Source organism: Streptococcus sp. oral taxon 431 (genome assembly GCF_001553685.1).
Lineage (GTDB): Bacteria > Bacillota > Bacilli > Lactobacillales > Streptococcaceae > Streptococcus.
The window spans coordinates 366,239-385,629 of record NZ_CP014264.1; the positions used below are offsets into that span (position 1 = coordinate 366,239).

General features: G+C 39.5%; 22 protein-coding genes. 18 read left to right on the plus strand and 4 right to left on the minus strand.

All coding sequences use genetic code 11. The features are described from left to right. Window position 1 precedes the first annotated feature (1 nt). From AXE83_RS01775 to AXE83_RS01835, 13 genes are all read left to right on the plus strand, one after another. On the plus strand, window positions 2-616 hold the full coding sequence (locus tag AXE83_RS01775) for a CadD family cadmium resistance transporter (protein ID WP_000615745.1): 615 nt from the start codon (window positions 2-4) through the stop codon (window positions 614-616). A gap of 11 nt (window positions 617-627) precedes the next feature. Next, entirely contained in the window at window positions 628-966 is a 339-nt protein-coding gene (gene cadX, locus AXE83_RS01780; RefSeq protein WP_000711083.1) for a Cd(II)/Zn(II)-sensing metalloregulatory transcriptional regulator CadX, read from the plus strand. A 359-nt stretch (window positions 967-1,325) separates the two neighbouring features. Further along, window positions 1,326-1,565, plus strand: a complete 240-nt coding sequence (locus AXE83_RS01785; protein WP_060955195.1) for a GlsB/YeaQ/YmgE family stress response membrane protein — start codon at window positions 1,326-1,328, stop codon at window positions 1,563-1,565. 85 nt (window positions 1,566-1,650) lie between these two features. Then, entirely contained in the window at window positions 1,651-2,214 is a 564-nt protein-coding gene (gene amaP, locus AXE83_RS01790; protein WP_060955196.1) for an alkaline shock response membrane anchor protein AmaP, read from the plus strand. An 11-nt stretch (window positions 2,215-2,225) separates the two neighbouring features. Then, the gene (locus tag AXE83_RS01795) at window positions 2,226-2,396 is read left to right on the plus strand and encodes a DUF2273 domain-containing protein (RefSeq protein WP_060955197.1); all 171 of its coding nucleotides are present in this window, start codon (window positions 2,226-2,228) and stop codon (window positions 2,394-2,396) included. Window positions 2,397-2,407: 11 nt separating this feature from the next. Then, entirely contained in the window at window positions 2,408-3,025 is a 618-nt protein-coding gene (locus AXE83_RS01800) for an Asp23/Gls24 family envelope stress response protein (protein WP_060955198.1), read from the plus strand. Between the two features lie 37 nt (window positions 3,026-3,062). Then, window positions 3,063-3,269 carry a CsbD family protein gene (locus tag AXE83_RS01805; protein ID WP_060955199.1) on the plus strand — a complete coding sequence of 69 codons (207 nt, stop codon included), beginning with the start codon at window positions 3,063-3,065 and terminating at the stop codon, window positions 3,267-3,269. A gap of 614 nt (window positions 3,270-3,883) precedes the next feature. Further along, window positions 3,884-4,498 (plus strand): YesL family protein, encoded by a 615-nt coding sequence (locus AXE83_RS01810; RefSeq protein WP_060955200.1) that lies wholly within the window; start codon window positions 3,884-3,886, stop codon window positions 4,496-4,498. Then, the gene (locus AXE83_RS01815) at window positions 4,476-6,149 is read left to right on the plus strand and encodes a sensor histidine kinase (RefSeq protein ID WP_083501019.1); all 1,674 of its coding nucleotides are present in this window, start codon (window positions 4,476-4,478) and stop codon (window positions 6,147-6,149) included. Before AXE83_RS01810 ends, AXE83_RS01815 begins: the two co-directional genes overlap by 23 nt. A 2-nt stretch (window positions 6,150-6,151) precedes the next feature. Then, on the plus strand, window positions 6,152-7,438 hold the full coding sequence (locus AXE83_RS01820) for a response regulator transcription factor (protein ID WP_060955201.1): 1,287 nt from the start codon (window positions 6,152-6,154) through the stop codon (window positions 7,436-7,438). Window positions 7,439-7,500: 62 nt separating this feature from the next. Then, complete coding sequence (locus AXE83_RS01825) at window positions 7,501-8,034, plus strand: ABC transporter permease (RefSeq protein WP_060955202.1); 534 nt, start codon at window positions 7,501-7,503, stop codon at window positions 8,032-8,034. A gap of 72 nt (window positions 8,035-8,106) precedes the next feature. Further along, window positions 8,107-8,574, plus strand: a complete 468-nt coding sequence (nrdI, locus tag AXE83_RS01830; RefSeq protein WP_060955203.1) for a class Ib ribonucleoside-diphosphate reductase assembly flavoprotein NrdI — start codon at window positions 8,107-8,109, stop codon at window positions 8,572-8,574. Window positions 8,575-8,643: 69 nt separating this feature from the next. After that, window positions 8,644-8,853 carry a hypothetical protein gene (locus AXE83_RS01835; RefSeq protein ID WP_060956354.1) on the plus strand — a complete coding sequence of 70 codons (210 nt, stop codon included), beginning with the start codon at window positions 8,644-8,646 and terminating at the stop codon, window positions 8,851-8,853. Between the two features lie 33 nt (window positions 8,854-8,886). On the opposite strand, the gene AXE83_RS01840 is transcribed toward AXE83_RS01835, so the two are convergent. Together AXE83_RS01840 and argS are read right to left on the minus strand one after the other, a co-directional pair. Beyond that, on the minus strand, window positions 8,887-9,135 hold the full coding sequence (locus AXE83_RS01840) for a hypothetical protein (protein WP_006146258.1): 249 nt from the start codon (window positions 9,133-9,135) through the stop codon (window positions 8,887-8,889). 602 nt (window positions 9,136-9,737) lie between these two features. Beyond that, on the minus strand, window positions 9,738-11,429 hold the full coding sequence (gene argS, locus AXE83_RS01845; protein WP_060955204.1) for an arginine--tRNA ligase: 1,692 nt from the start codon (window positions 11,427-11,429) through the stop codon (window positions 9,738-9,740). Window positions 11,430-11,571: 142 nt separating this feature from the next. Here argS and argR point away from each other — a divergent pair, with 142 nt between their 5' ends. Beyond that, the gene (gene argR, locus AXE83_RS01850; RefSeq protein ID WP_001231485.1) at window positions 11,572-12,018 is read left to right on the plus strand and encodes an arginine repressor; all 447 of its coding nucleotides are present in this window, start codon (window positions 11,572-11,574) and stop codon (window positions 12,016-12,018) included. Between the two features lie 199 nt (window positions 12,019-12,217). Then, window positions 12,218-14,752 carry a DNA mismatch repair protein MutS gene (mutS, locus tag AXE83_RS01855; RefSeq protein WP_060955205.1) on the plus strand — a complete coding sequence of 845 codons (2,535 nt, stop codon included), beginning with the start codon at window positions 12,218-12,220 and terminating at the stop codon, window positions 14,750-14,752. A 40-nt stretch (window positions 14,753-14,792) separates the two neighbouring features. On the opposite strand, the gene AXE83_RS01860 is transcribed toward mutS, so the two are convergent. Continuing rightward, entirely contained in the window at window positions 14,793-15,251 is a 459-nt protein-coding gene (locus AXE83_RS01860; protein WP_060955206.1) for a DUF3021 domain-containing protein, read from the minus strand. Then, on the minus strand, window positions 15,248-15,688 hold the full coding sequence (locus AXE83_RS01865; protein ID WP_060955207.1) for a LytTR family DNA-binding domain-containing protein: 441 nt from the start codon (window positions 15,686-15,688) through the stop codon (window positions 15,248-15,250). Before AXE83_RS01865 ends, AXE83_RS01860 begins: the two co-directional genes overlap by 4 nt. Window positions 15,689-16,032: 344 nt before the next feature. Between AXE83_RS01865 and rpsL the strand changes: the two genes are divergently transcribed. The 3 genes from rpsL to fusA all read left to right on the plus strand — a co-directional run bounded on the left by rpsL (window position 16,033) and on the right by fusA (window position 19,340). After that, complete coding sequence (rpsL, locus tag AXE83_RS01870) at window positions 16,033-16,449, plus strand: 30S ribosomal protein S12 (RefSeq protein ID WP_001142333.1); 417 nt, start codon at window positions 16,033-16,035, stop codon at window positions 16,447-16,449. 19 nt (window positions 16,450-16,468) lie between these two features. Further along, window positions 16,469-16,939, plus strand: a complete 471-nt coding sequence (gene rpsG, locus AXE83_RS01875; protein WP_000087876.1) for a 30S ribosomal protein S7 — start codon at window positions 16,469-16,471, stop codon at window positions 16,937-16,939. Window positions 16,940-17,258: 319 nt separating this feature from the next. Beyond that, entirely contained in the window at window positions 17,259-19,340 is a 2,082-nt protein-coding gene (fusA, locus tag AXE83_RS01880; RefSeq protein ID WP_000090332.1) for an elongation factor G, read from the plus strand. Window positions 19,341-19,391: the final 51 nt, after the last annotated feature.

A 19,391-nucleotide genomic window follows, 5' to 3' on the forward strand; every position in this document is an offset into this window, starting at 1 on the left:
TATGATTCAAAATGTTGTTACTTCAATAATCCTGTATTCTGGGACAGCCGTAGACTTACTTATTATCCTAATGTTATTTTTTGCCAAAAGAAAAAGCAGAAAAGACATCATTAACATCTATTTAGGACAATTTCTAGGCTCTGTTAGTCTAATATTGCTAAGTTTACTTTTTGCATTTGTCTTAAATTATATTCCTAGTAAAGAGATTTTAGGTTTGCTCGGTTTGATTCCAATTTTCCTAGGACTCAAAGTTTTGCTTTTAGGAGATTCTGATGGAGAAGCTATTGCAAAAGATGGTTTGCGCAAAGATAATAAAAACCTGATTTTTTTAGTCGCTATGATTACTTTTGCAAGTTGTGGTGCTGACAATATTGGTGTTTTTGTCCCATATTTTATTACCTTAAATTTAGCGAATTTGATAGTGGCTTTACTTACCTTTCTAGTCATGATTTATCTCTTGGTTTTTTCTGCCCAAAAATTGGCACAAGTCCCTTCTGTTGGAGAAACTTTGGAAAAATATAGCAGATGGTTTATTGCTGTTGTTTATTTAGGATTGGGGATGTATATCCTGATTGAAAACAACAGCTTTGACATGCTAAGGACTGTGTTCGGCTAGGAGAAAAAATTATGAAAAAAGATAGTATCTGCCAAGTGAATATTATAAATCAACAAAATGTTACAACCGCAACGAACTACCTTGAAAAGGAAAAAGTCCAAAAATCACTTCGTATTTTATCAAAGTTTACCGATAATAAACAGATAAATATCATCTTTTATCTCCTTGCTGTTGAAGAGCTCTGTGTCTGCGATATAGCCTGTTTACTAAATCTCAGTATGGCATCTGCCTCCCACCATCTTCGTAAACTAGCCAATCAAAACATCTTGGATACTAGAAGAGAGGGGAAAATTATATATTATTTTATAAAAGATGAGGAAATCAAAGACTTTTTTAATCAACTAGGATAACAACTATTTTTACTACTCTACCATTCACTCTACCTTTTATTATGTAGCATTCTAAAAACATTGATGTACCAACGTTTCTAACAGCTAAAATAGAAATTATTTAATCTTTTTATAGAAGTGAAGTAAGCATTCAATACGAATCAATACATAAGAAAAACGCTGATTTCAAGCGTTTTTTCTTTTTGCCAATTTCAATAAAAATTAACTAAATAATTACATTTTTCGTGTAGTTTTTTAAAATCAAACATCAATTTTATTAAAGCATATATTCGTGAGCATATAATTTGTGTGCGCTCTCACATTATGATATACTATATTTAACCCAAATATATTGGGGTTGTGAAAGGAGGGTGCATATTATGTTGTGGTCCATTATTGTAGGAGGTTTTATCGGCCTCGCTGCAGGAGCAATCACTAAAAAAGGTGGCTCAATGGGAGTAATTGCTAATATTTTTGCTGGTTTAATTGGGTCATCCGTCGGCCAATCGCTTTTTGGGACATGGGGACCTTCTCTAGCGGGAATGTCAATTATTCCATCGATTGCTGGTGCGGTGATTGTTGTCGCTGTAGTATCATTCCTTTTGGGTAAAAAAGGTTAAGTTTTTACTCAATCATAAACTATAGATTAAATTTAGTATTGACGGGTAAACCTATAGTTTAGTGCTTTAATTGAAAGGATTTTATATGTCAAAATCAAAGAAAATATTATTGTTTATTTTCTGTATTTTAATCTTGACAGTTTTCCTTCCTATTTTGATAGATTACCACCAGGTTAGTGATTTAGGGATTCAATTGACTAGCTGGCGACAGACATCATTTGAATATTATCTCGCTAGATATGTATTTTGGGGGCTTCTAGGCCTGTCTATCTTAGTTTTATTATGGATGTTAGTAATCCTGTTTTATCCTAGACAATATCTGGAAATAAAACTTGGAACTAAAGACGATAAATTAAAACTAAAAAATTCAGCTATCGAAGGCTTTGTTCGATGTTTATTGGATGAACACAAGATGGTCAAAAATCCCAAAATTCAGGTACATACTCGGAAAAAGAAATGTTTCGTTTCTGTAGAAGGTACAGCTGTTCTTTCAGATAACATTGCTAACAAATTTGAAGTAGTTCAAAACGAAATCACTCAAGGATTGAAAGAATTCTTTGGTATTGATCGAGAGGTTAAACTGGAAGTTTCAGTGAAAGAATATGACCCTCAAAAAGCAGCTAAGAAAATTGTTAGTCGTGTAAAGTAAGGAAGTAAAAAATGGAATGGTTTAAAAAATATCAATACCCAATTCTATGTGGTGTAGTAGGTATTATTCTAGCTTGCTTCATCCTATCCTTTGGTTTCTTTAAAACGATGTTTGTTTTAATTTGTGGAGCTTTAGGAATTTGGTTGGGATACTATGTACAGAAGAATTATTTAAATAAATAAAGGAGTTTCATATGTCAAACGTAGAAAAAAATGCAAATGAAAAACAAGATGTTGTTTCTAAAGATGTTCGAGGAGAATTAACTTACGAAGATAAAGTTATTCAAAAAATTATCGGCCTTTCACTAGATAGAGTTCCAGGACTATTACATGTTGATGGCGGATTTTTCTCAAATCTTACAGAAAAACTTGTTAATACTAACGATGTAACACACGGTGTTAACGTTGAAGTTGGTAAAGAACAAGTAGCAGTTGACTTGAACGTTATCGTAGAGTACAGAAAAAACGTTCCAACTCTATACAAGGAAATCAAAGACGTTATCGTATCAGAAGTTGCGAAAATGACTGATTTAGAAGTAGTTGAAGTTAACGTTAATGTTGTTGACATCAAAACTAAAGAACAACATGAAACAGACTCAGTTAGCCTTCAAGATCGTGTAACTGACGTGGCAGAATCAACAGGCGAGTTCGCGTCAGAACAATTGTCTAGAGTGAAATCTGGTATCGGTTCAGGTGTTGCAGTAGCACAAGAAAAACTTGGCGAAGGCGCTGAGTTCGTTCAAGAAAAAGTTGGCCAAGGTGTTGAAACTGTTAAAGACGCTGCAGCCAAAGCAGAACCACGTGTTCAATAATTACTAATTTAGAAAAAAATAAAAGGAGGACATACTTATGTCTACAGAAGAAAAATTCAATCAAGCAGCAGGATCTGTTAAAGAAGGCGTTGGCAAATTGATCGGCGACAAAGAACTTGAAAGCGAAGGAGCTGCTGAAAAAGTTGTTTCTAAAGTTAAAGAAGTCGCTGAAGATGCAAAAGATGCTGTAGAAGGTGTCGTTGAAGGTGTAAAAAACATGCTTCATAAAGATGATGCTAAATAATTAAATTTAGGTAATCTTTCTATTTTTCTCAAAAACACTCCCAGTTAGGGGGTGTTTTTGTTATTCGTTTTTATCAATGCACGTTTTATAGAGAAAAAAAGAATACAGGACAAACAAATTCCTGTATTCTTAAAATAACTTAGAACAGATATGATAATGAAGCGACTAATAAGATTATAGCGCAAATTATTTTTACGATTTTTACATATTGTTGTTTGAACAATTTATCAGAGAAAAGAGTCAATACAAGCGCAACACAAAACAAAGTAGTTCTTAAAGTCATGATTCATACTCCTTTCGTTATTTTGTTAATCCAGTAAATAAGTTGAATAGTAAGTATTTAATCTGCAAATATGTTTATCTTTTCTGAAAACTCCTTTGGTCATTGATCGGTATCACTATCTATATTTATTATAGCACAAATAACATTATTAAACAATTATATTTATCCTTTATAAACTAACATTTGGCCATTTGACAAGGATGGATACCTGCTCCGAACTTGCTTCTAAAAGGTAGCAGGTTCAACTCTCACTGCCTTTTCTTTCCTCCTATTTTTGAGAGCGCTTGAAATATGTTATAATAGTTCTAGATTATTTTTTTGGAGGCAAACTGTGGGAAATTTTATTGAGCTAGTCTTTCATCGTTTCTTTTTGGGGATGATTGCAACGGTTTATTTTTGGTTATTGACACTAGCAGGAGGTGTGGTTTTTGGTATAGCGCCAGCTAGTGCGACTCTCATGAGTTTATTTGCAGAACACGGCTATTCTTACCGTGCTTATCGTTTCAAGGAAGCATGGGCTTTATTTAAGAGCAATTTTGTTAAAAGCAATCTCAGTTTCTACACCTTTATGGGACTTGACTTGATCTTGATTTATGGGTTGTATCTCATGATCCAATTGCCGCATCAGACCATTATCCACTTGGCAGCAACATTTTTAAATATCTTTCTGGTAGCCTTGGTATTTTTGGCCTATACAGTTTCTCTAAAATTGCAAGTTTATTTTGACTTATCCTATCAAAATACCTTAAAGCTTGCCTTTATCGGAATTTTTATGAGCTTGTCAGCAGTGGCCAAGGTTCTTCTTGGTAGCGTCTTGTTAGCCATCATTGGCTTCTATATGCCAGCCCTTATCATTTTTGTAGGGATTGGTATGTGGCATTTCTTTATTAGTGATTTATTGGAGCCTGTTTATGAAAACATTCATGAAAAATTGGCGTCCAAATAGAATGAAACAGTTTTGGCTTCATTCGCTCCTTCGAACCTATACTTGGGTGATGATTGTCATCATTGCTAGTTTTGCCCTGTTGATTTCCTATGTGAACTGGGATAGTCGCGAAAAAGAAGCAAGACAGGTTTCCCAGCGGGTTTTGACTCGGACAGTGAGTGAGGTTGAGTATTACTATCGAGAATCAGCGCGTTCAGCCCAAAGTTTAGTAGATAATCAAGCGCGAATCGAGGGAATTTATAAGTATTTTAGCCTTAGTACACCGGATTATTTTTACTGGCAACTGGAACGTAAGGCATCACCCTATATTTCTGTATCCATTTATGAAAATATCGATGACCTTTATGTGCGCAATGATTTTGTAACGGGTGTAGCCATTGTCTTGCAAGACTCGACAGAAGTTTATGTTTCGACTAGGGACAATCGTAGTGGTTACAAGGTTTCTGCAGACGCCTTTAAGCCAGATGCTAATAGTTTTGCCGTTCCCGTATCCGATCCAGTATCGGATCAAGCTCTTGGAGTTATTTATGTTTCTGTATCTTCCGATGTTTTTTATAAGGCTATTGACAATACCAGAGGAAATATCCCAATTGCTGTGAGCATCACCTCTCCTTTTGAAACGGAAATGTTTCACCAAGGTGAAAAAAGTGATCGAGAGGAATGGTTGCAAGATGAGACTGCTCATGGTTATCAGGTTCAGGTTGCTGTTCCGCGAGGTTATGTCCTTAGTGGTAGTATCTCTAGTTCTGTCTTTATTCTTGCTTTGAGTCTTCTCTTTATCGTTATTTTATATGTAACCTTGAAAAAAACATTTTCGAAGTATCAAACACAGGTTGTTGACCTAGTGGAAACAATCCATGATATTGCGCAAGGGGAGCAGGGAAAAAGAATTGATCTCACGAAAAAAGACCAGGAATTGCTTGTAATCGCTGAGACGACAAATGATATGTTGGACCGATTGGAGAGAAATATCCATGATATTTACCAGCTTGAACTGAGTCAAAAAGATGCCCATATGCGCGCTCTACAAGCTCAGATAAATCCACATTTCATGTACAATACCCTCGAGTTTATACGGATGTACGCGGTCATGGAAAACCAAAATGAACTAGCGGATATTATCTACGAATTCAGTAGTCTCCTTCGCAACAACATCTCTGATGAGCGAGAAACAACATTAAAGCAAGAAGTGGAGTTTTGTCGGAAGTACAGTTATCTCTGTATGGTTCGATATCCAAAATCCATTGCTTACGGATTTAAGATCGACCCTGGCTTGGAAGAAATGCGCATTCCAAAATTCACCCTCCAACCCTTGGTGGAGAATTATTTTGCTCATGGAGTTGATTATCGACGTACAGATAATGTGATTAGTATCAAGGCCTTGAAAAAAGAAGGCTATGTTGAGATTTTGGTAACCGATAATGGGCGTGGAATGCCTGCCGAAAAATTAGCAGAGCTCCAGGACAAATTAGCTCAAAGAACCTTTGAACATACAGTGGATTATAGTGGGAAACGGCAGTCCATTGGGATTGTCAATGTGCATGAGCGCTTTGTGCTCTACTTTGGTGACCGGTATGATATCAGTGTAGAATCTGTTGAAAAAGAAGGTGTTCGCTATCGAATTACCATTCAAAATGAAGAGAAAGGATAAAGATGTATAAAGTACTTTTAGTGGACGATGAGTACATGATTACAGAAGGTCTCAAACGTTTGATTCCTTTTGATAAGTGGGATATGGAAGTCGTTGCAACAGCCAATCATGCTGACGATGCTCTGGACTACGTTCGAGAACATCCTGTCGATATTGTTATTTCAGATGTCAATATGCCTGACAAGACAGGGCTTGAAATGATTGGGGAGATGAAGGAGTTGTTGCCAAATGCTTACTATATCCTCCTTTCAGGCTACCAAGAATTTGACTATGTCAAAAAAGCCATGAATCTCAATGTCGTTGATTATCTGGTCAAACCAGTCGATAAGGTTGAGCTTGAACACTTGCTTGAAAAAATTGCCAGTCAGCTTGGTGAAAAATCTCATGAGCCCGAAATATTGAGTCAGCAACTCGATGAGGAAGCCTTCAAGACTCATCTCAACCAAAAAGAAAACTGGTGGATTGGACTTTCAAAAGAAAAACAAGGAAATTTTGTCATTCCTTACTACGTTCTAGGTCAAGACTGGCAGATCGTCCTTGCTGATCAGGAATTTGAGGGCTTGTTGGTCATGCCTTTTGAAGCACCTTATCAATCCAACTTTGAAAAATGGAAGCGTGATATTGAAAAGACTCTCTTTTATGGATCGGTCAATTTAAATCAGTCTGAAAGTCTCTTTTCTTATTACGAGCCCATCTATCGAGTGATCATCCAAGGAAATCTCCAGCAGATTATCGAGGAGTTGACCTTACTTGAGAAGATTGTCTTAGAAAACACACCGAGGGTTTCCATTACCAAGCAGCTCTTTACCCAGTTTGTCATGGATGTTTTCCATCTTTTTGAACATTTGAAAGCAGACGATATGACAGATATTGTCAAGAACATTCATGCCATTACAACTTTTGAGGATTTAGTCGCTTATACTAAGGAAACATTGACATCCTTCTTTGGTCAATACCGCATGAATGAAAATGTAGTCAGTGTGCTTGAAGTTATTGGTAGAGACTACAAAAAAGAGCTTTCTCTCAAGGATATCAGCAGGGATCTCTTTATCAATCCCGTTTATTTGGGGCAGTTGATCAAGAAGGAAACCAATTCCACCTTTGCTGAGCTTCTCAATAAGCAACGTATCAAGGCAGCTCAGCAGCTCTTGCTATCTACTAATGATAGTATTGAGGATATTTGCTATACGGTTGGTTACAGTAATGTTGGTTATTTCTATAAGGTCTTTCGAAAACTATGTGGGAAGTCTCCTAAAGCCTACCGTAAACAGGTGGAAACGAACTTGTAGGATTTGTTTTGCTTGTTAAAATATGCTATAATAAACTAAAAAAATATAAGGGGGTTGCTTTGATGAAAAAGAAACCAATCTATCTATGGGTATTACTGATTTTTTCAGCCTTACTCTCAGCAATGTCGCTATTTGGAATCATATCTCCAGTACCTACTGCGGAGGGTATGAACAATCTAGAAACATCAGCATCAGGTGTTAATGCTACTTATGCTAAGGAGCTCGTTGCTTACACCATTAAGGTATCGGAGCATGGTCATTCAATCTTCAGCATTCTCTTGGTTGTCTTATCTGTTATTCTAGTTGTTGTGGCTTTGGTTTTCCTTATTCGTAAAAACCTTCAATTGGCTAACTACACTTATCTTGCTTATGTCTTCGTTGCCATCGTTGGTTCTATCTACAACTTTATCGGCGTTCAGGATGCGGTTTCACTTTTTACAGACCCTAACATCCGTATGGGAGCGGAGCTTGGTGCCAAAGGTTCAGCTATTTTGGGGATCGTACTCAATGTTATCTTCCTAGCAATCGTCTTCTATAAAATGTGGCGTCAGCAAAAAGAATTAACAGAAACTCAAGAAGAGGAAGAACTAGCCTAAGAGTTGACAAAGCATAACTATCAAGATACAATCTTGGTAGTTATTTTTTATGATTCAAAAAAGGAGGAGAAAATGAAAAAAATTTCCTTGGTCTACATCAGTCTGAGTGGAAATACGGAGAGTTTCGTAACACGATTGAAGGCTTACCTATTAGAACAGTATGAGAACATTGAAGTAGAAAAAATTCATATTAAAGACCTAGTCAAGGAAGGAGAGACCTTCTTTGAGATGGCCAATCCCTATGTTGCCTTCCTACCAACTTATCTAGAAGGTGGCAATGGTGTTGACAATGGAGATGTGGAGATTTTGACTACTCCAGTAGGTGATTTTATCGCCTATGGAGACAATGCCAGTAAGTGTTTTGGTGTCGTAGGATCAGGCAATCGTAATTTTAACAACCAATACTGTTTGACGGCTAAACAATACAGCCAGCGCTTTGGTTTCCCCGTTCTAGCTGACTTTGAGATGCGTGGAATGCTGGGAGATATCAAGAAGGTCGCAGGGATTATTGCAGAACTCTATGAATTAGAAGCTTTGTAAGAGGCTAGATTTTCTGAGGAAGAGTTTTATTCTATGGATAAAGGATTTACTTCAAAGGGGACAATCGAAATGAGTAAACTACAGAAATCATTTTTAAAGTATATAAAACGCAAACCAAGCTTCAAGGATATTATGCTATGCAGTGCTTTGCTACTATTAGCGATTGCTCTGCTACGGTTCTCTGAGAAAATTTTTGATGAAAATGCAGCACCATTTGGAACCATGGTATCCTTAGGGATTGTTATCCTGGTAGAAATCTTAGCTGTCAGAAATAAATAAAAAGACTCGAGAAATGCATCTCGAGTCTTTTTGTTAGTTGCGAATTTCGTCAACGATTTCTTTTGAAATGGGGATCCCTAAACGGTAGCCTTTATTCACGTAATCAATGACATCGTTGATATTTTCTATCGTTTGGATTTTTTCTTTGATAGTTGCACGAAAATCTTGATCTTTCAATAGTTGGTCCTGAAGCAGTCTTTGAAGTTTCTCTTTTTCATATTTGTTGACAAGAAAGAGAAAAAGAAGACTAATAACAACTAAGATATAAGCGTATTGGCTCATAAAAATTCTCCCTAAGTGATAAAGAAATGAATAGCAAGAGAAAAGCGAAGAGTCTCCGCTTTTCAAGTCATTCTAGTAAAGTGTTTAGGCAATTCACCATATAGCGATTGCCGTCAAGAGACTAGGAACTTTAGTTCCAGTAACTTTAAGATTACGACGTCTTTCGGTAGAAATCGATAATATTTCTATCGAAAGACTAGTGAAGCGCCGAGCCAAAACCCCTATAGGATTTGGCGTTAGTTATTTAGACTGCTTTACAATAAAGTGATTAAAAGTCTACGACATGAGCCTAACCAAATCGATATTATTTGGTTAGGTGAATTAGTGAAGCGTTTAGGCAATTCGCCTCATTTACGACGTCGTGGCCCTCTAAATCGATTAATTTAGGAACCATGACTAGTGAAGCAGTTAGCTAGTCCGCATAAAAGCGGCTAGCGTCCAACAATTAGGAACTTTAGTTCCAGTAACTTTAAGATTACGACGTCTTTCGGTAGAAATCGATCATATTTCTATCGAAAGACTAGTGAAGCGCCTAGCCAAATCCCTTATAGGATTTGGCGTTAGTTACTTAGATTGCTTCGCAATCAAGTAACTTTGGCGATTTACATCTTCTCTGGTGCTTCTACACCCAACAAACGAAGGGCTTCTTTGAGGACAACTGCAGTTGCATAGCTGAGGGCTAAACGACTGTCGCGTTCTGGACTTTCATCCAAGATGCGAGTGTGAGCGTAATATTTATTAAAGGCTTGCGCTAAGCTAATTGCAAATTTAGCAATGATAGAAGGTTCAAAGTTATCCGCCGCACGGTTGATAATACGTGGGAAATCTTGGATGAGTTTAATGATTTCCCAGCTTTCAGGATCATTCAAGCTATAGTTGGCAGCTGTTTCTGGTTTGAAATCCGCTTTGCGTAAGATAGATTGGATACGAGCATAGGCGTATTGAACATAAGGACCAGTCTCACCTTCAAAGGATACCATAGCTTCAAGGTCGAAGTCGTATCCATTTGTACGGTCAGTTTTAAGGTCATAGAATTTAATGGCTCCAACTCCAACAGCATGAGCAACCTGGTCTTTATTTTCAAGTTCCGGATTTTTGGCTTCGATTTGCGCTTTGGCACGGCTGATGGCTTCTGCGACAGTAGGCTCTAGTAAGATAACGTTCCCTTTACGAGTAGAGAGTTTCTTGCCTTCTTTTGTTACCAATCCAAAAGGAACATGGACAATATCTTGACTCCAATCGTAACCCATCTCTTGCAAGACGGCCTTGAGTTGTTTAAAGTGAGCAGATTGTTCTTGACCAACGACATAGATCGATTTGGCAAATTGGTATTCGTTTTTACGGTAAAGGGCAGCGGCCAAGTCACGTGTGATGTAGAGAGTTGCACCGTCAGATTTCTTGATAAGAGCTGGGTGTTCAATTCCATATTTTTCAAGATTAACAACTTGGGCACCTTCTGATTCGACCAAAAGTCCTTTTTCAGAAAGGATATCTACAACTGCATCCATCTTGTCATTGTAGAAGGCTTCCCCGTTGTAGCTGTCGAATTCAACCTTCAATTCATTATAAAGGCGGTTAAATTCCACCAAACTTTCATCACGGAACCATTGCCAAAGTGCGAGAGCTTCCTCGTCTCCATTTTCAAGTTTACGGAACCATTCGCGTGCTTCTTCATCCAAGCTAGGGTCATTTTCAGCTTCAGCATTGATGCGAACGTAGAGTTTAAGAAGTTCATCAATCGGATGAGCTTTTACAGCTTCTTCGTCGCCCCATTTTTTGTAGGCAACGATTAGCATCCCAAACTGTTTACCCCAGTCTCCCAAATGGTTGACCTTGACCGTTTGATAACCGATTTTTTGGAAAATATGTGACAAGCTATCTCCGATAACAGTTGAGCGCAGGTGACCAATAGAGAATGGCTTAGCAATATTGGGACTAGACATGTCGATAACAACATTTTCTTGTTTACCAATATTTTGGTCAGCATAGTGTTCTTTTTCAGTGATAACAGCATGTAATACTTGAGCAGAAATGGCATTTTTATCAAGGAAGAAGTTAACATAAGGTCCAGTAGCAACGACTTTTTCAAAGGCTTGGCTATTGATTTTTTCAGCGATATCTGCTGCGATCATTTGTGGAGCTTTTCTCTCAACTTTTGCTAGAGTAAAGGCAGGGAAGGCGATGTCTCCCATGTCAGAGTTTTTGGGTTGTTCTAGTAAATTTAAAATAGCCTCTTGATCCAGGCTGTCAATGACGCTAGCCAATTCGCTAGCAATCAATTGTTTTGTATTCATTATAAACTCCTTTGGACTTTTCTTCTATTTTATCACAATTTTGAGGAATGATAAGAATTTTTTTGAAATATTCAGTTTTTTTGGTATAATGTTCTTATTAAATAGTTGTAAAATGTTATAAATATTCACTCGAGAGGATGTTATGAGAAAAAGAGAACGTCATCAGTTGATCAAGCAGATGATCACTGAGGAAAAATTAGGGACTCAAAAAGAGATCCAGGATCGGTTGGAAGCACGCAATGTTTTTGTGACGCAAACGACCTTGTCGCGTGACCTCCGCGAACTGGGCTTGACCAAGGTTAAGAAAAATGATAAGGTTTACTATGTACTAGCAAATGAGACAGAGAAGATTGACCTGGTTGAGTTCTTGTCCCATCATTTGGAAGGTGTAGCAAGAGCTGAGTTTACCTTAGTTTTGCACACTAAATTGGGTGAAGCCGCAGTTTTAGCCAATGTTGTCGATGCCAACAAGGATGAATGGATTTTAGGAACAGTTGCGGGTGCCAATACTCTCTTGGTAATCTGCCGAGATCAGCATGTTGCTAAACTCATGGAAGATCGTTTGTTAGATTTGATGAAGGATAGATAAGGAGGTTGGGACAAAAGTCCTAGCCTCTCAATTGTCTTTGGATTGTCGAGCAAGACGCAGTGGTTGAGTGGGCTCTACTACGCTGATTTCATCAGCTTTTACAGCCCTACTCAACTGTGCGGAGGTGGGACGACGAAATCGAATTCTAACGAATTACCGATTTCTGTCCCACTCTCTATTTTTAACAAGGAGAGAATGGATGATGACAGAAAAATTATCACCTGGCATGCAACAGTATGTGGATATAAAAAAACAATATCCAGATGCTTTTTTGCTCTTTCGTATGGGTGATTTTTATGAGTTATTTTACGAAGATGCAGTCAATGCTGCCCAGATACTAGAAATCTCACTAACCAGTCGCAATAAGAATGCTGACAATCCTATTCCCATGGCTGGAGTTCCTTATCACTCAGCACAACAGTATATTGATGTCCTAGTGGAGCGTGGCTACAAGGTTGCCATTGCTGAGCAGATGGAGGATCCTAAGCAGGCAGTAGGGGTTGTTAAGCGCGAGGTTGTGCAGGTGATTACCCCTGGTACAGTCGTCGATAGTAGTAAACCAGATAGTCAAAACAACTTTTTGGTGGCTATCGACCGTGACGGTCAGCAATTTGGTTTGGCATACATGGACTTAGTGACGGGTGATTTCTATGTGACAGGTTTATTGGATTTTACCCTGGTCTGTGGTGAAATCCGAAATCTTAAGGCAAGAGAAGTTGTCATCGGCTATGCCTTAACTGAAGAGGAAGAACAGATTCTCAGCCGTCAAATGAATTTGGTGCTTTCTTATGAGAAAGAATCATTTGAAGACATACATCTGTTGGATCCACGCTTGGCGCCTATTGAACAAGCTGCCAGCAGTAAGCTTCTTCAGTACGTTCATCGGACTCAGATGAGAGAGTTGAATCACTTGAAGCCAGTTGTCCGTTATGAAATTAAGGATTTCTTGCAGATGGATTATGCAACCAAGGCTAGTTTAGATCTAGTAGAAAATGCTCGTTCTGGCAAGAAACAAGGGAGTCTTTTCTGGTTGCTAGATGAAACTAAGACTGCCATGGGAATGCGTCTTTTGCGCTCTTGGATCCACCGTCCCTTGATTGACAAGGATCGTATCCTTGAACGTCAGGAGGTTGTACAGGTCTTTCTGGATTATTTCTTTGAACGCAGTGATTTGACGGAAAGCCTTAAGGGAGTCTACGATATTGAGCGCCTGGCTAGTCGTGTTTCTTTTGGGAAAAGCAATCCTAAAGACCTCTTACAATTAGCGACTACTCTGAGAAGTGTTCCACGAATTCGAGCAATTTTAGAAGGAATGGAGCAACCAGCTCTTGCCTATCTGATTGAACAATTAGATGCTATTCCTGAGTTGGAAAGTCTTATTAGCGCAGCCATTGCTCCTGAGGCTCCTCACGTGATTACCGAAGGTGGTATTATTCGGACTGGCTTTGATGAGACCTTGGATAAGTATCGTCGTGTGCTGAGAGAGGGAACCAGCTGGATTGCTGAGATTGAGGCCAAGGAAAGAGAAAACTCTGGCATCAGTACGCTCAAGATTGACTACAATAAAAAAGACGGCTACTATTTCCATGTGACCAATTCGCAGCTTGGTAACGTACCAGCCCACTTTTTCCGTAAGGCTACGCTGAAAAACTCGGAGCGTTTTGGGACAGAGGAGTTGGCGCGTATCGAGGGAGAAATGCTAGAGGCACGTGAGAAATCAGCAAACTTAGAGTACGAAATTTTTATGCGGATCCGTGAGGAGGTTGGGAAGTATATTCAACGCCTGCAAGCCCTAGCCCAAGGAATCGCTACTGTCGATGTCTTACAAGGTTTGGCAGTGGTAGCAGAAAATCAGCACTTGATTCGGCCAGAGTTCGGAGAGGATTCACGAATTGACATCCAAAAGGGACGTCACGCAGTCGTTGAGAAGGTCATGGGAGCCCAAACCTATATTCCCAATAGTATCCAAATGGATGAAGATACTAGCATCCAACTGATTACAGGGCCTAACATGAGCGGGAAGTCAACCTATATGCGCCAATTAGCTATGACAGCGGTCATGGCTCAGATGGGTTCTTATGTACCGGCAGAACGTGCTCATTTACCAATTTTTGATGCAATTTTTACCCGTATCGGGGCGGCAGATGACTTGGTTTCAGGCCAGTCAACCTTTATGGTCGAGATGATGGAAGCCAATAATGCCATTGCGCATGCGACTGAGAATTCTCTCATTCTCTTTGATGAGCTTGGACGCGGAACGGCAACTTATGATGGCATGGCCTTGGCCCAGGCAATTATCGAGTATATTCATGAACATATCGGAGCCAAGACTCTCTTTGCGACTCATTACCATGAATTGACTAGTTTGGAGACTAGTCTGGGACATCTGGTTAACGTTCACGTGGCTACACTTGAGCAAAATGGACAGGTTACCTTCCTTCACAAGATCGAAGCAGGACCAGCTGATAAATCATACGGTATTCACGTAGCTAAGATTGCAGGTTTACCGGTAGACTTGCTGAAAAGAGCAGATGAAATTTTAACGCACTTAGAGAGTCAAGGTCAGGAAAGTCCTGCTCCAATGAAACAAACACATGCAGTCTCTGAACAAATTTCCCTATTTGACTCGGCGGAAGAAAATCCTATCCTAGCAGAATTGGCTAAAGTAGATGTGTACAACATGACACCGATGCAAGCCATGAACCTCTTGTTAGAATGGAAGCAAAAATTATAAGCAAAAACCCACTCAGTCCTATGAGTGGGTTTCTGTTGCATTATTTCTTCTGAGCCAATAATTGGTTGATGTGGGCAACCTTCTTTGATTCTCTTTTATAGAGAATCGCCCAGATGATGAGATAGACGATGGCAAACTCTGGGATGAGTTGAAGGATGAAAGTCCAGCGAAGTGGAAACCAACCTGCCAGAATTGCTAGAGGAACAAAACCTAATAGCATGAGGAAGAAGTGAGTGACAGTCGCACGAAGAAGGCTCCAGTCTTTGGCAAAGAGACGGCTACCAAAACTAAAGAGGACTCCGATAGCTGCCCAGATGATAGAACAGTAGAGCAAAACTAGAGCGCCATGTACCTGTTGTTGGATCATGAATTGGCCAATCAAAGAGTTGGGGCTAAGTGGTGCATAGTTGCTTGGTGAATAGATAAAAGAAAAGATAATGGATAGGATGAGGCCGATGAGGATACCGGTTGCGGCATCGTGGAAAATTTGTTTTTTCATAGTTCTAATTTCTCCTTAATAGCTTTGAGGTAACGGCGAGATGAGTAGGTGAAACTGTCATTTTTTAGATAGATTTCAATCAAGCCGTTAGAGGTTAGTTTTAGATGACTAATAGCATCGATGTTGACAATTTCCGATTGGGAAATTTGGATAAAGGAAGCAGGTAGAATTTCACTTGCTTGGTAAAGACGAATGTCGAGCGCATAGGTTTGGCTATCCGTTTCAGCTAAGACTTTGCGATTTTCAATATATATACGTTGAATCTTACTAATCTGAATCAAGTAGACCTGGTCTTGGAATTTTCCTTTAAGAGTTTCGTTTTGATCCAGTGATTGAACAAAGTCTTGAACTTTTTGAACTCTAGGTGACAAAGATGGTGCTTCTATGATGATTTGTTCTTCGGCGTATTGTTGATCAATGTCAAGTCTAACTTTCATATTTTCTCCTTTGTAAAAGTTGTAATAGAGATCTCTTACTTACAAATCTATTAAACACCATTTTGTTGACAATTACAAGAAGCTTTGTCTATGTGGTCGGTTGAAGAGTCTATCTGGCAGGTGACCGTTTTCATAGAATTTTTAGAGCAAAGAAGTCAAAAAATAAGAAGAAATATATTGACAAAAATAGAAAAAACGTGGTACAATAATAGACGGTACTTTTTACTTTTGGTCTCTCAAGAGTGTACAGGGACGTGCTGACAAATGTTGCAAAAGTACACACAGATGATAGCTGTCACCAAGTGTATCATCACCAAAAATAAAAAAAACACAGGAGAATGTAGATGCCTACAATTAACCAATTGGTTCGCAAACCGCGTAAATCAAAAGTAGAAAAATCTAAATCACCAGCTTTGAACGTTGGTTACAACAGTCATAAAAAAGTTCAAACAAACGTTTCTTCACCACAAAAACGTGGTGTTGCAACTCGTGTTGGAACAATGACACCTAAAAAACCTAACTCTGCCCTTCGTAAATTTGCTCGTGTACGTTTGAGCAACCTTATCGAAGTTACTGCCTACATCCCAGGTATCGGACACAACTTGCAAGAGCACAGCGTGGTGCTTCTTCGTGGTGGACGTGTAAAAGACCTTCCAGGGGTACGTTACCATATCGTCCGTGGTGCACTTGATACTGCAGGTGTTAACGATCGTAAACAAGGCCGTTCTAAATACGGTACTAAACGTCCGAAAAAAGCATAAGGAAAGGGGATAAAGAGAAATGAGTCGTAAAAATAGAGCTCCAAAACGTGACGTATTGCCAGATCCGCTTTACAATTCACAATTAGTTACTCGTCTTATCAACCGCGTTATGCTTGACGGTAAACGTGGTACAGCTGCTTCAATCGTTTACGGTGCTTTTGAACAAATCAAAGAAGTTACTGGTAACGATGCACTTGAAGTATTTGAAACAGCTATGGAAAACATTATGCCTGTACTTGAAGTACGTGCACGTCGTGTTGGTGGTTCTAACTACCAAGTCCCAGTTGAAGTTCGTCCAGAACGTCGTACAACACTTGGACTTCGTTGGTTGGTAACAATCGCTCGCCTTCGTGGTGAACACACAATGCAAGACCGTCTTGCAAAAGAAATCTTGGATGCTGCTAACAATACTGGTGCAGCAGTTAAGAAACGTGAAGACACTCACCGTATGGCTGAAGCTAACCGTGCCTTCGCACACTTCCGTTGGTAATAAAATGATACCAAGAGCGGAAAAGGCCCAAGGCAAAAATAGGAAACTGATGCAGTGTTCCGTGAACACAAAGCAGTTTATCTTTTTTGCACCGGGCCTCGCTCGGGTTCAAATCAGTTAACTTGAGCTTTTAGCCCGGGTTCAATTGAGCTAATATCGGCTAATTAACTTTAGCCCGAGTACAATTCAACTTACCATTCCGCAAGTTGAAACCAACAATAACAGGAAAACATTGAGAACGGGTAGGTCCTGCCTATCCGTTTTTATTAAATCGTGTTATAATAGAATAGAAATAAAAAATATAGGAGAAACAAACCTCATGGCACGCGAATTTTCACTTGAAAAAACTCGTAATATCGGTATCATGGCTCACGTCGATGCTGGTAAAACAACTACAACTGAGCGTATCCTTTACTACACTGGTAAAATCCACAAAATCGGTGAAACTCACGAAGGTGCGTCACAAATGGACTGGATGGAGCAAGAGCAAGAACGTGGTATCACTATCACATCTGCTGCGACAACAGCTCAATGGAACAACCACCGCGTAAACATCATCGACACACCAGGACACGTGGACTTCACAATCGAAGTACAACGTTCTCTTCGTGTATTGGACGGTGCGGTTACAGTTCTTGACTCACAATCAGGTGTTGAGCCTCAAACTGAAACAGTTTGGCGTCAAGCAACTGAGTACGGAGTTCCTCGTATCGTATTTGCCAACAAAATGGATAAAATCGGTGCTGACTTCCTTTACTCAGTAAGCACACTTCACGATCGTCTTCAAGCGAATGCACACCCAATTCAATTGCCAATCGGTGCTGAAGATGACTTCCGTGGTATCATCGACTTGATCAAGATGAAAGCTGAAATCTATACTAATGACCTTGGTACAGATATCCTTGAAGAAGATATTCCAGCTGAATACCTTGACCAAGCTCAAGAGTACCGTGAAAAATTGATCGAAGCAGTTGCTGAAACTGATGAAGAATTGATGATGAAATACCTCGAAGGTGAAGAAATCACTAACGAAGAATTGAAAGCTGGTATCCGTAAAGCGACTATCAACGTTGAATTCTTCCCAGTATTGTGTGGTTCTGCCTTCAAGAACAAAGGTGTTCAATTGATGCTTGATGCGGTTATCGACTACCTTCCAAGCCCACTTGACATCCCAGCGATCAAAGGTATCAACCCAGATACAGATGAAGAAGAAACTCGTCCAGCATCTGATGAAGAGCCATTTGCAGCTCTTGCCTTCAAGATCATGACTGACCCATTCGTAGGTCGTTTGACATTCTTCCGTGTTTACTCAGGTGTTCTTCAATCAGGTTCTTACGTATTGAACACTTCTAAAGGTAAACGTGAACGTATCGGACGTATCCTTCAAATGCACGCTAACAGCCGTCAAGAAATCGACACTGTTTACTCAGGTGATATCGCTGCTGCCGTTGGTTTGAAAGACACTACAACTGGTGACTCGTTGACAGATGAAAAAGCTAAAATCATCCTTGAGTCAATCAACGTTCCAGAACCAGTTATCCAATTGATGGTTGAACCTAAATCTAAAGCAGACCAAGACAAGATGGGTATCGCCCTTCAAAAATTGGCTGAAGAAGATCCAACATTCCGCGTTGAAACAAACGTTGAAACTGGTGAAACAGTTATCTCTGGTATGGGTGAGCTTCACCTTGACGTCCTTGTTGACCGTATGCGTCGTGAGTTCAAAGTTGAAGCGAACGTAGGTGCTCCTCAAGTATCTTACCGTGAAACATTCCGCGCTTCTACTCAAGCACGTGGATTCTTCAAACGTCAGTCTGGTGGTAAAGGTCAGTTCGGTGATGTATGGATTGAATTTACTCCAAACGAAGAAGGAAAAGGATTCGAATTCGAAAACGCAATCGTCGGTGGTGTGGTTCCTCGTGAATTTATCCCAGCGGTTGAAAAAGGTTTGGTAGAATCTATGGCTAACGGTGTTCTTGCTGGTTACCCAATGGTTGACGTTAAAGCTAAGCTTTACGATGGTTCATACCACGATGTCGACTCATCTGAAACTGCCTTCAAGATCGCTGCATCTCTTGCACTTAAAGAAGCTGCTAAGACTGCACAACCAGCTATCCTTGAACCAATGATGCTTGTAACAATCACTGTTCCAGAAGAAAACCTTGGTGATGTTATGGGTCACGTAACTGCTCGTCGTGGACGTGTAGATGGTATGGAAGCACACGGTAACAGCCAAATCGTTCGTGCTTACGTTCCACTTGCTGAAATGTTCGGTTACGCAACAGTTCTTCGTTCTGCATCTCAAGGACGTGGTACATTCATGATGGTATTCGACCACTACGAAGATGTACCTAAGTCAGTACAAGAAGAAATCATTAAGAAAAACAAAGGTGAAGAATAATTCACCGTCACTTTAAAAGAAGTCACTTTGTGGCTTCTTTTTCTGTTTGGT

Excerpts from the sequence above, each read along its gene's own strand:
- AXE83_RS01860 (WP_060955206.1), bottom strand. The coding sequence starts at position 15,251 with ATGAAAAAACAAATTTTCCACGATGCCGCAACCGGTATCCTCATCGGC.
- amaP (WP_060955196.1), top strand. The coding sequence starts at position 1,651 with ATGTCAAAATCAAAGAAAATATTATTGTTTATTTTCTGTATTTTAATC.
- AXE83_RS01820 (WP_060955201.1), top strand. The coding sequence starts at position 6,152 with ATGTATAAAGTACTTTTAGTGGACGATGAGTACATGATTACAGAAGGT.
- AXE83_RS01840 (WP_006146258.1), bottom strand. The coding sequence starts at position 9,135 with ATGAGCCAATACGCTTATATCTTAGTTGTTATTAGTCTTCTTTTTCTC.
- AXE83_RS01800 (WP_060955198.1), top strand. The coding sequence starts at position 2,408 with ATGTCAAACGTAGAAAAAAATGCAAATGAAAAACAAGATGTTGTTTCT.
- AXE83_RS01785 (WP_060955195.1), top strand. The coding sequence starts at position 1,326 with ATGTTGTGGTCCATTATTGTAGGAGGTTTTATCGGCCTCGCTGCAGGA.
- rpsG (WP_000087876.1), top strand. The coding sequence starts at position 16,469 with ATGAGTCGTAAAAATAGAGCTCCAAAACGTGACGTATTGCCAGATCCG.
- cadX (WP_000711083.1), top strand. The coding sequence starts at position 628 with ATGAAAAAAGATAGTATCTGCCAAGTGAATATTATAAATCAACAAAAT.
- AXE83_RS01835 (WP_060956354.1), top strand. The coding sequence starts at position 8,644 with ATGAGTAAACTACAGAAATCATTTTTAAAGTATATAAAACGCAAACCA.
- AXE83_RS01815 (WP_083501019.1), top strand. The coding sequence starts at position 4,476 with ATGAAAAATTGGCGTCCAAATAGAATGAAACAGTTTTGGCTTCATTCG.
- AXE83_RS01865 (WP_060955207.1), bottom strand. The coding sequence starts at position 15,688 with ATGAAAGTTAGACTTGACATTGATCAACAATACGCCGAAGAACAAATC.
- nrdI (WP_060955203.1), top strand. The coding sequence starts at position 8,107 with ATGAAAAAAATTTCCTTGGTCTACATCAGTCTGAGTGGAAATACGGAG.
- mutS (WP_060955205.1), top strand. The coding sequence starts at position 12,218 with ATGATGACAGAAAAATTATCACCTGGCATGCAACAGTATGTGGATATA.
- AXE83_RS01805 (WP_060955199.1), top strand. The coding sequence starts at position 3,063 with ATGTCTACAGAAGAAAAATTCAATCAAGCAGCAGGATCTGTTAAAGAA.
- rpsL (WP_001142333.1), top strand. The coding sequence starts at position 16,033 with ATGCCTACAATTAACCAATTGGTTCGCAAACCGCGTAAATCAAAAGTA.
- AXE83_RS01825 (WP_060955202.1), top strand. The coding sequence starts at position 7,501 with ATGAAAAAGAAACCAATCTATCTATGGGTATTACTGATTTTTTCAGCC.
- fusA (WP_000090332.1), top strand. The coding sequence starts at position 17,259 with ATGGCACGCGAATTTTCACTTGAAAAAACTCGTAATATCGGTATCATG.
- argR (WP_001231485.1), top strand. The coding sequence starts at position 11,572 with ATGAGAAAAAGAGAACGTCATCAGTTGATCAAGCAGATGATCACTGAG.
- argS (WP_060955204.1), bottom strand. The coding sequence starts at position 11,429 with ATGAATACAAAACAATTGATTGCTAGCGAATTGGCTAGCGTCATTGAC.
- AXE83_RS01775 (WP_000615745.1), top strand. The coding sequence starts at position 2 with ATGATTCAAAATGTTGTTACTTCAATAATCCTGTATTCTGGGACAGCC.
- AXE83_RS01795 (WP_060955197.1), top strand. The coding sequence starts at position 2,226 with ATGGAATGGTTTAAAAAATATCAATACCCAATTCTATGTGGTGTAGTA.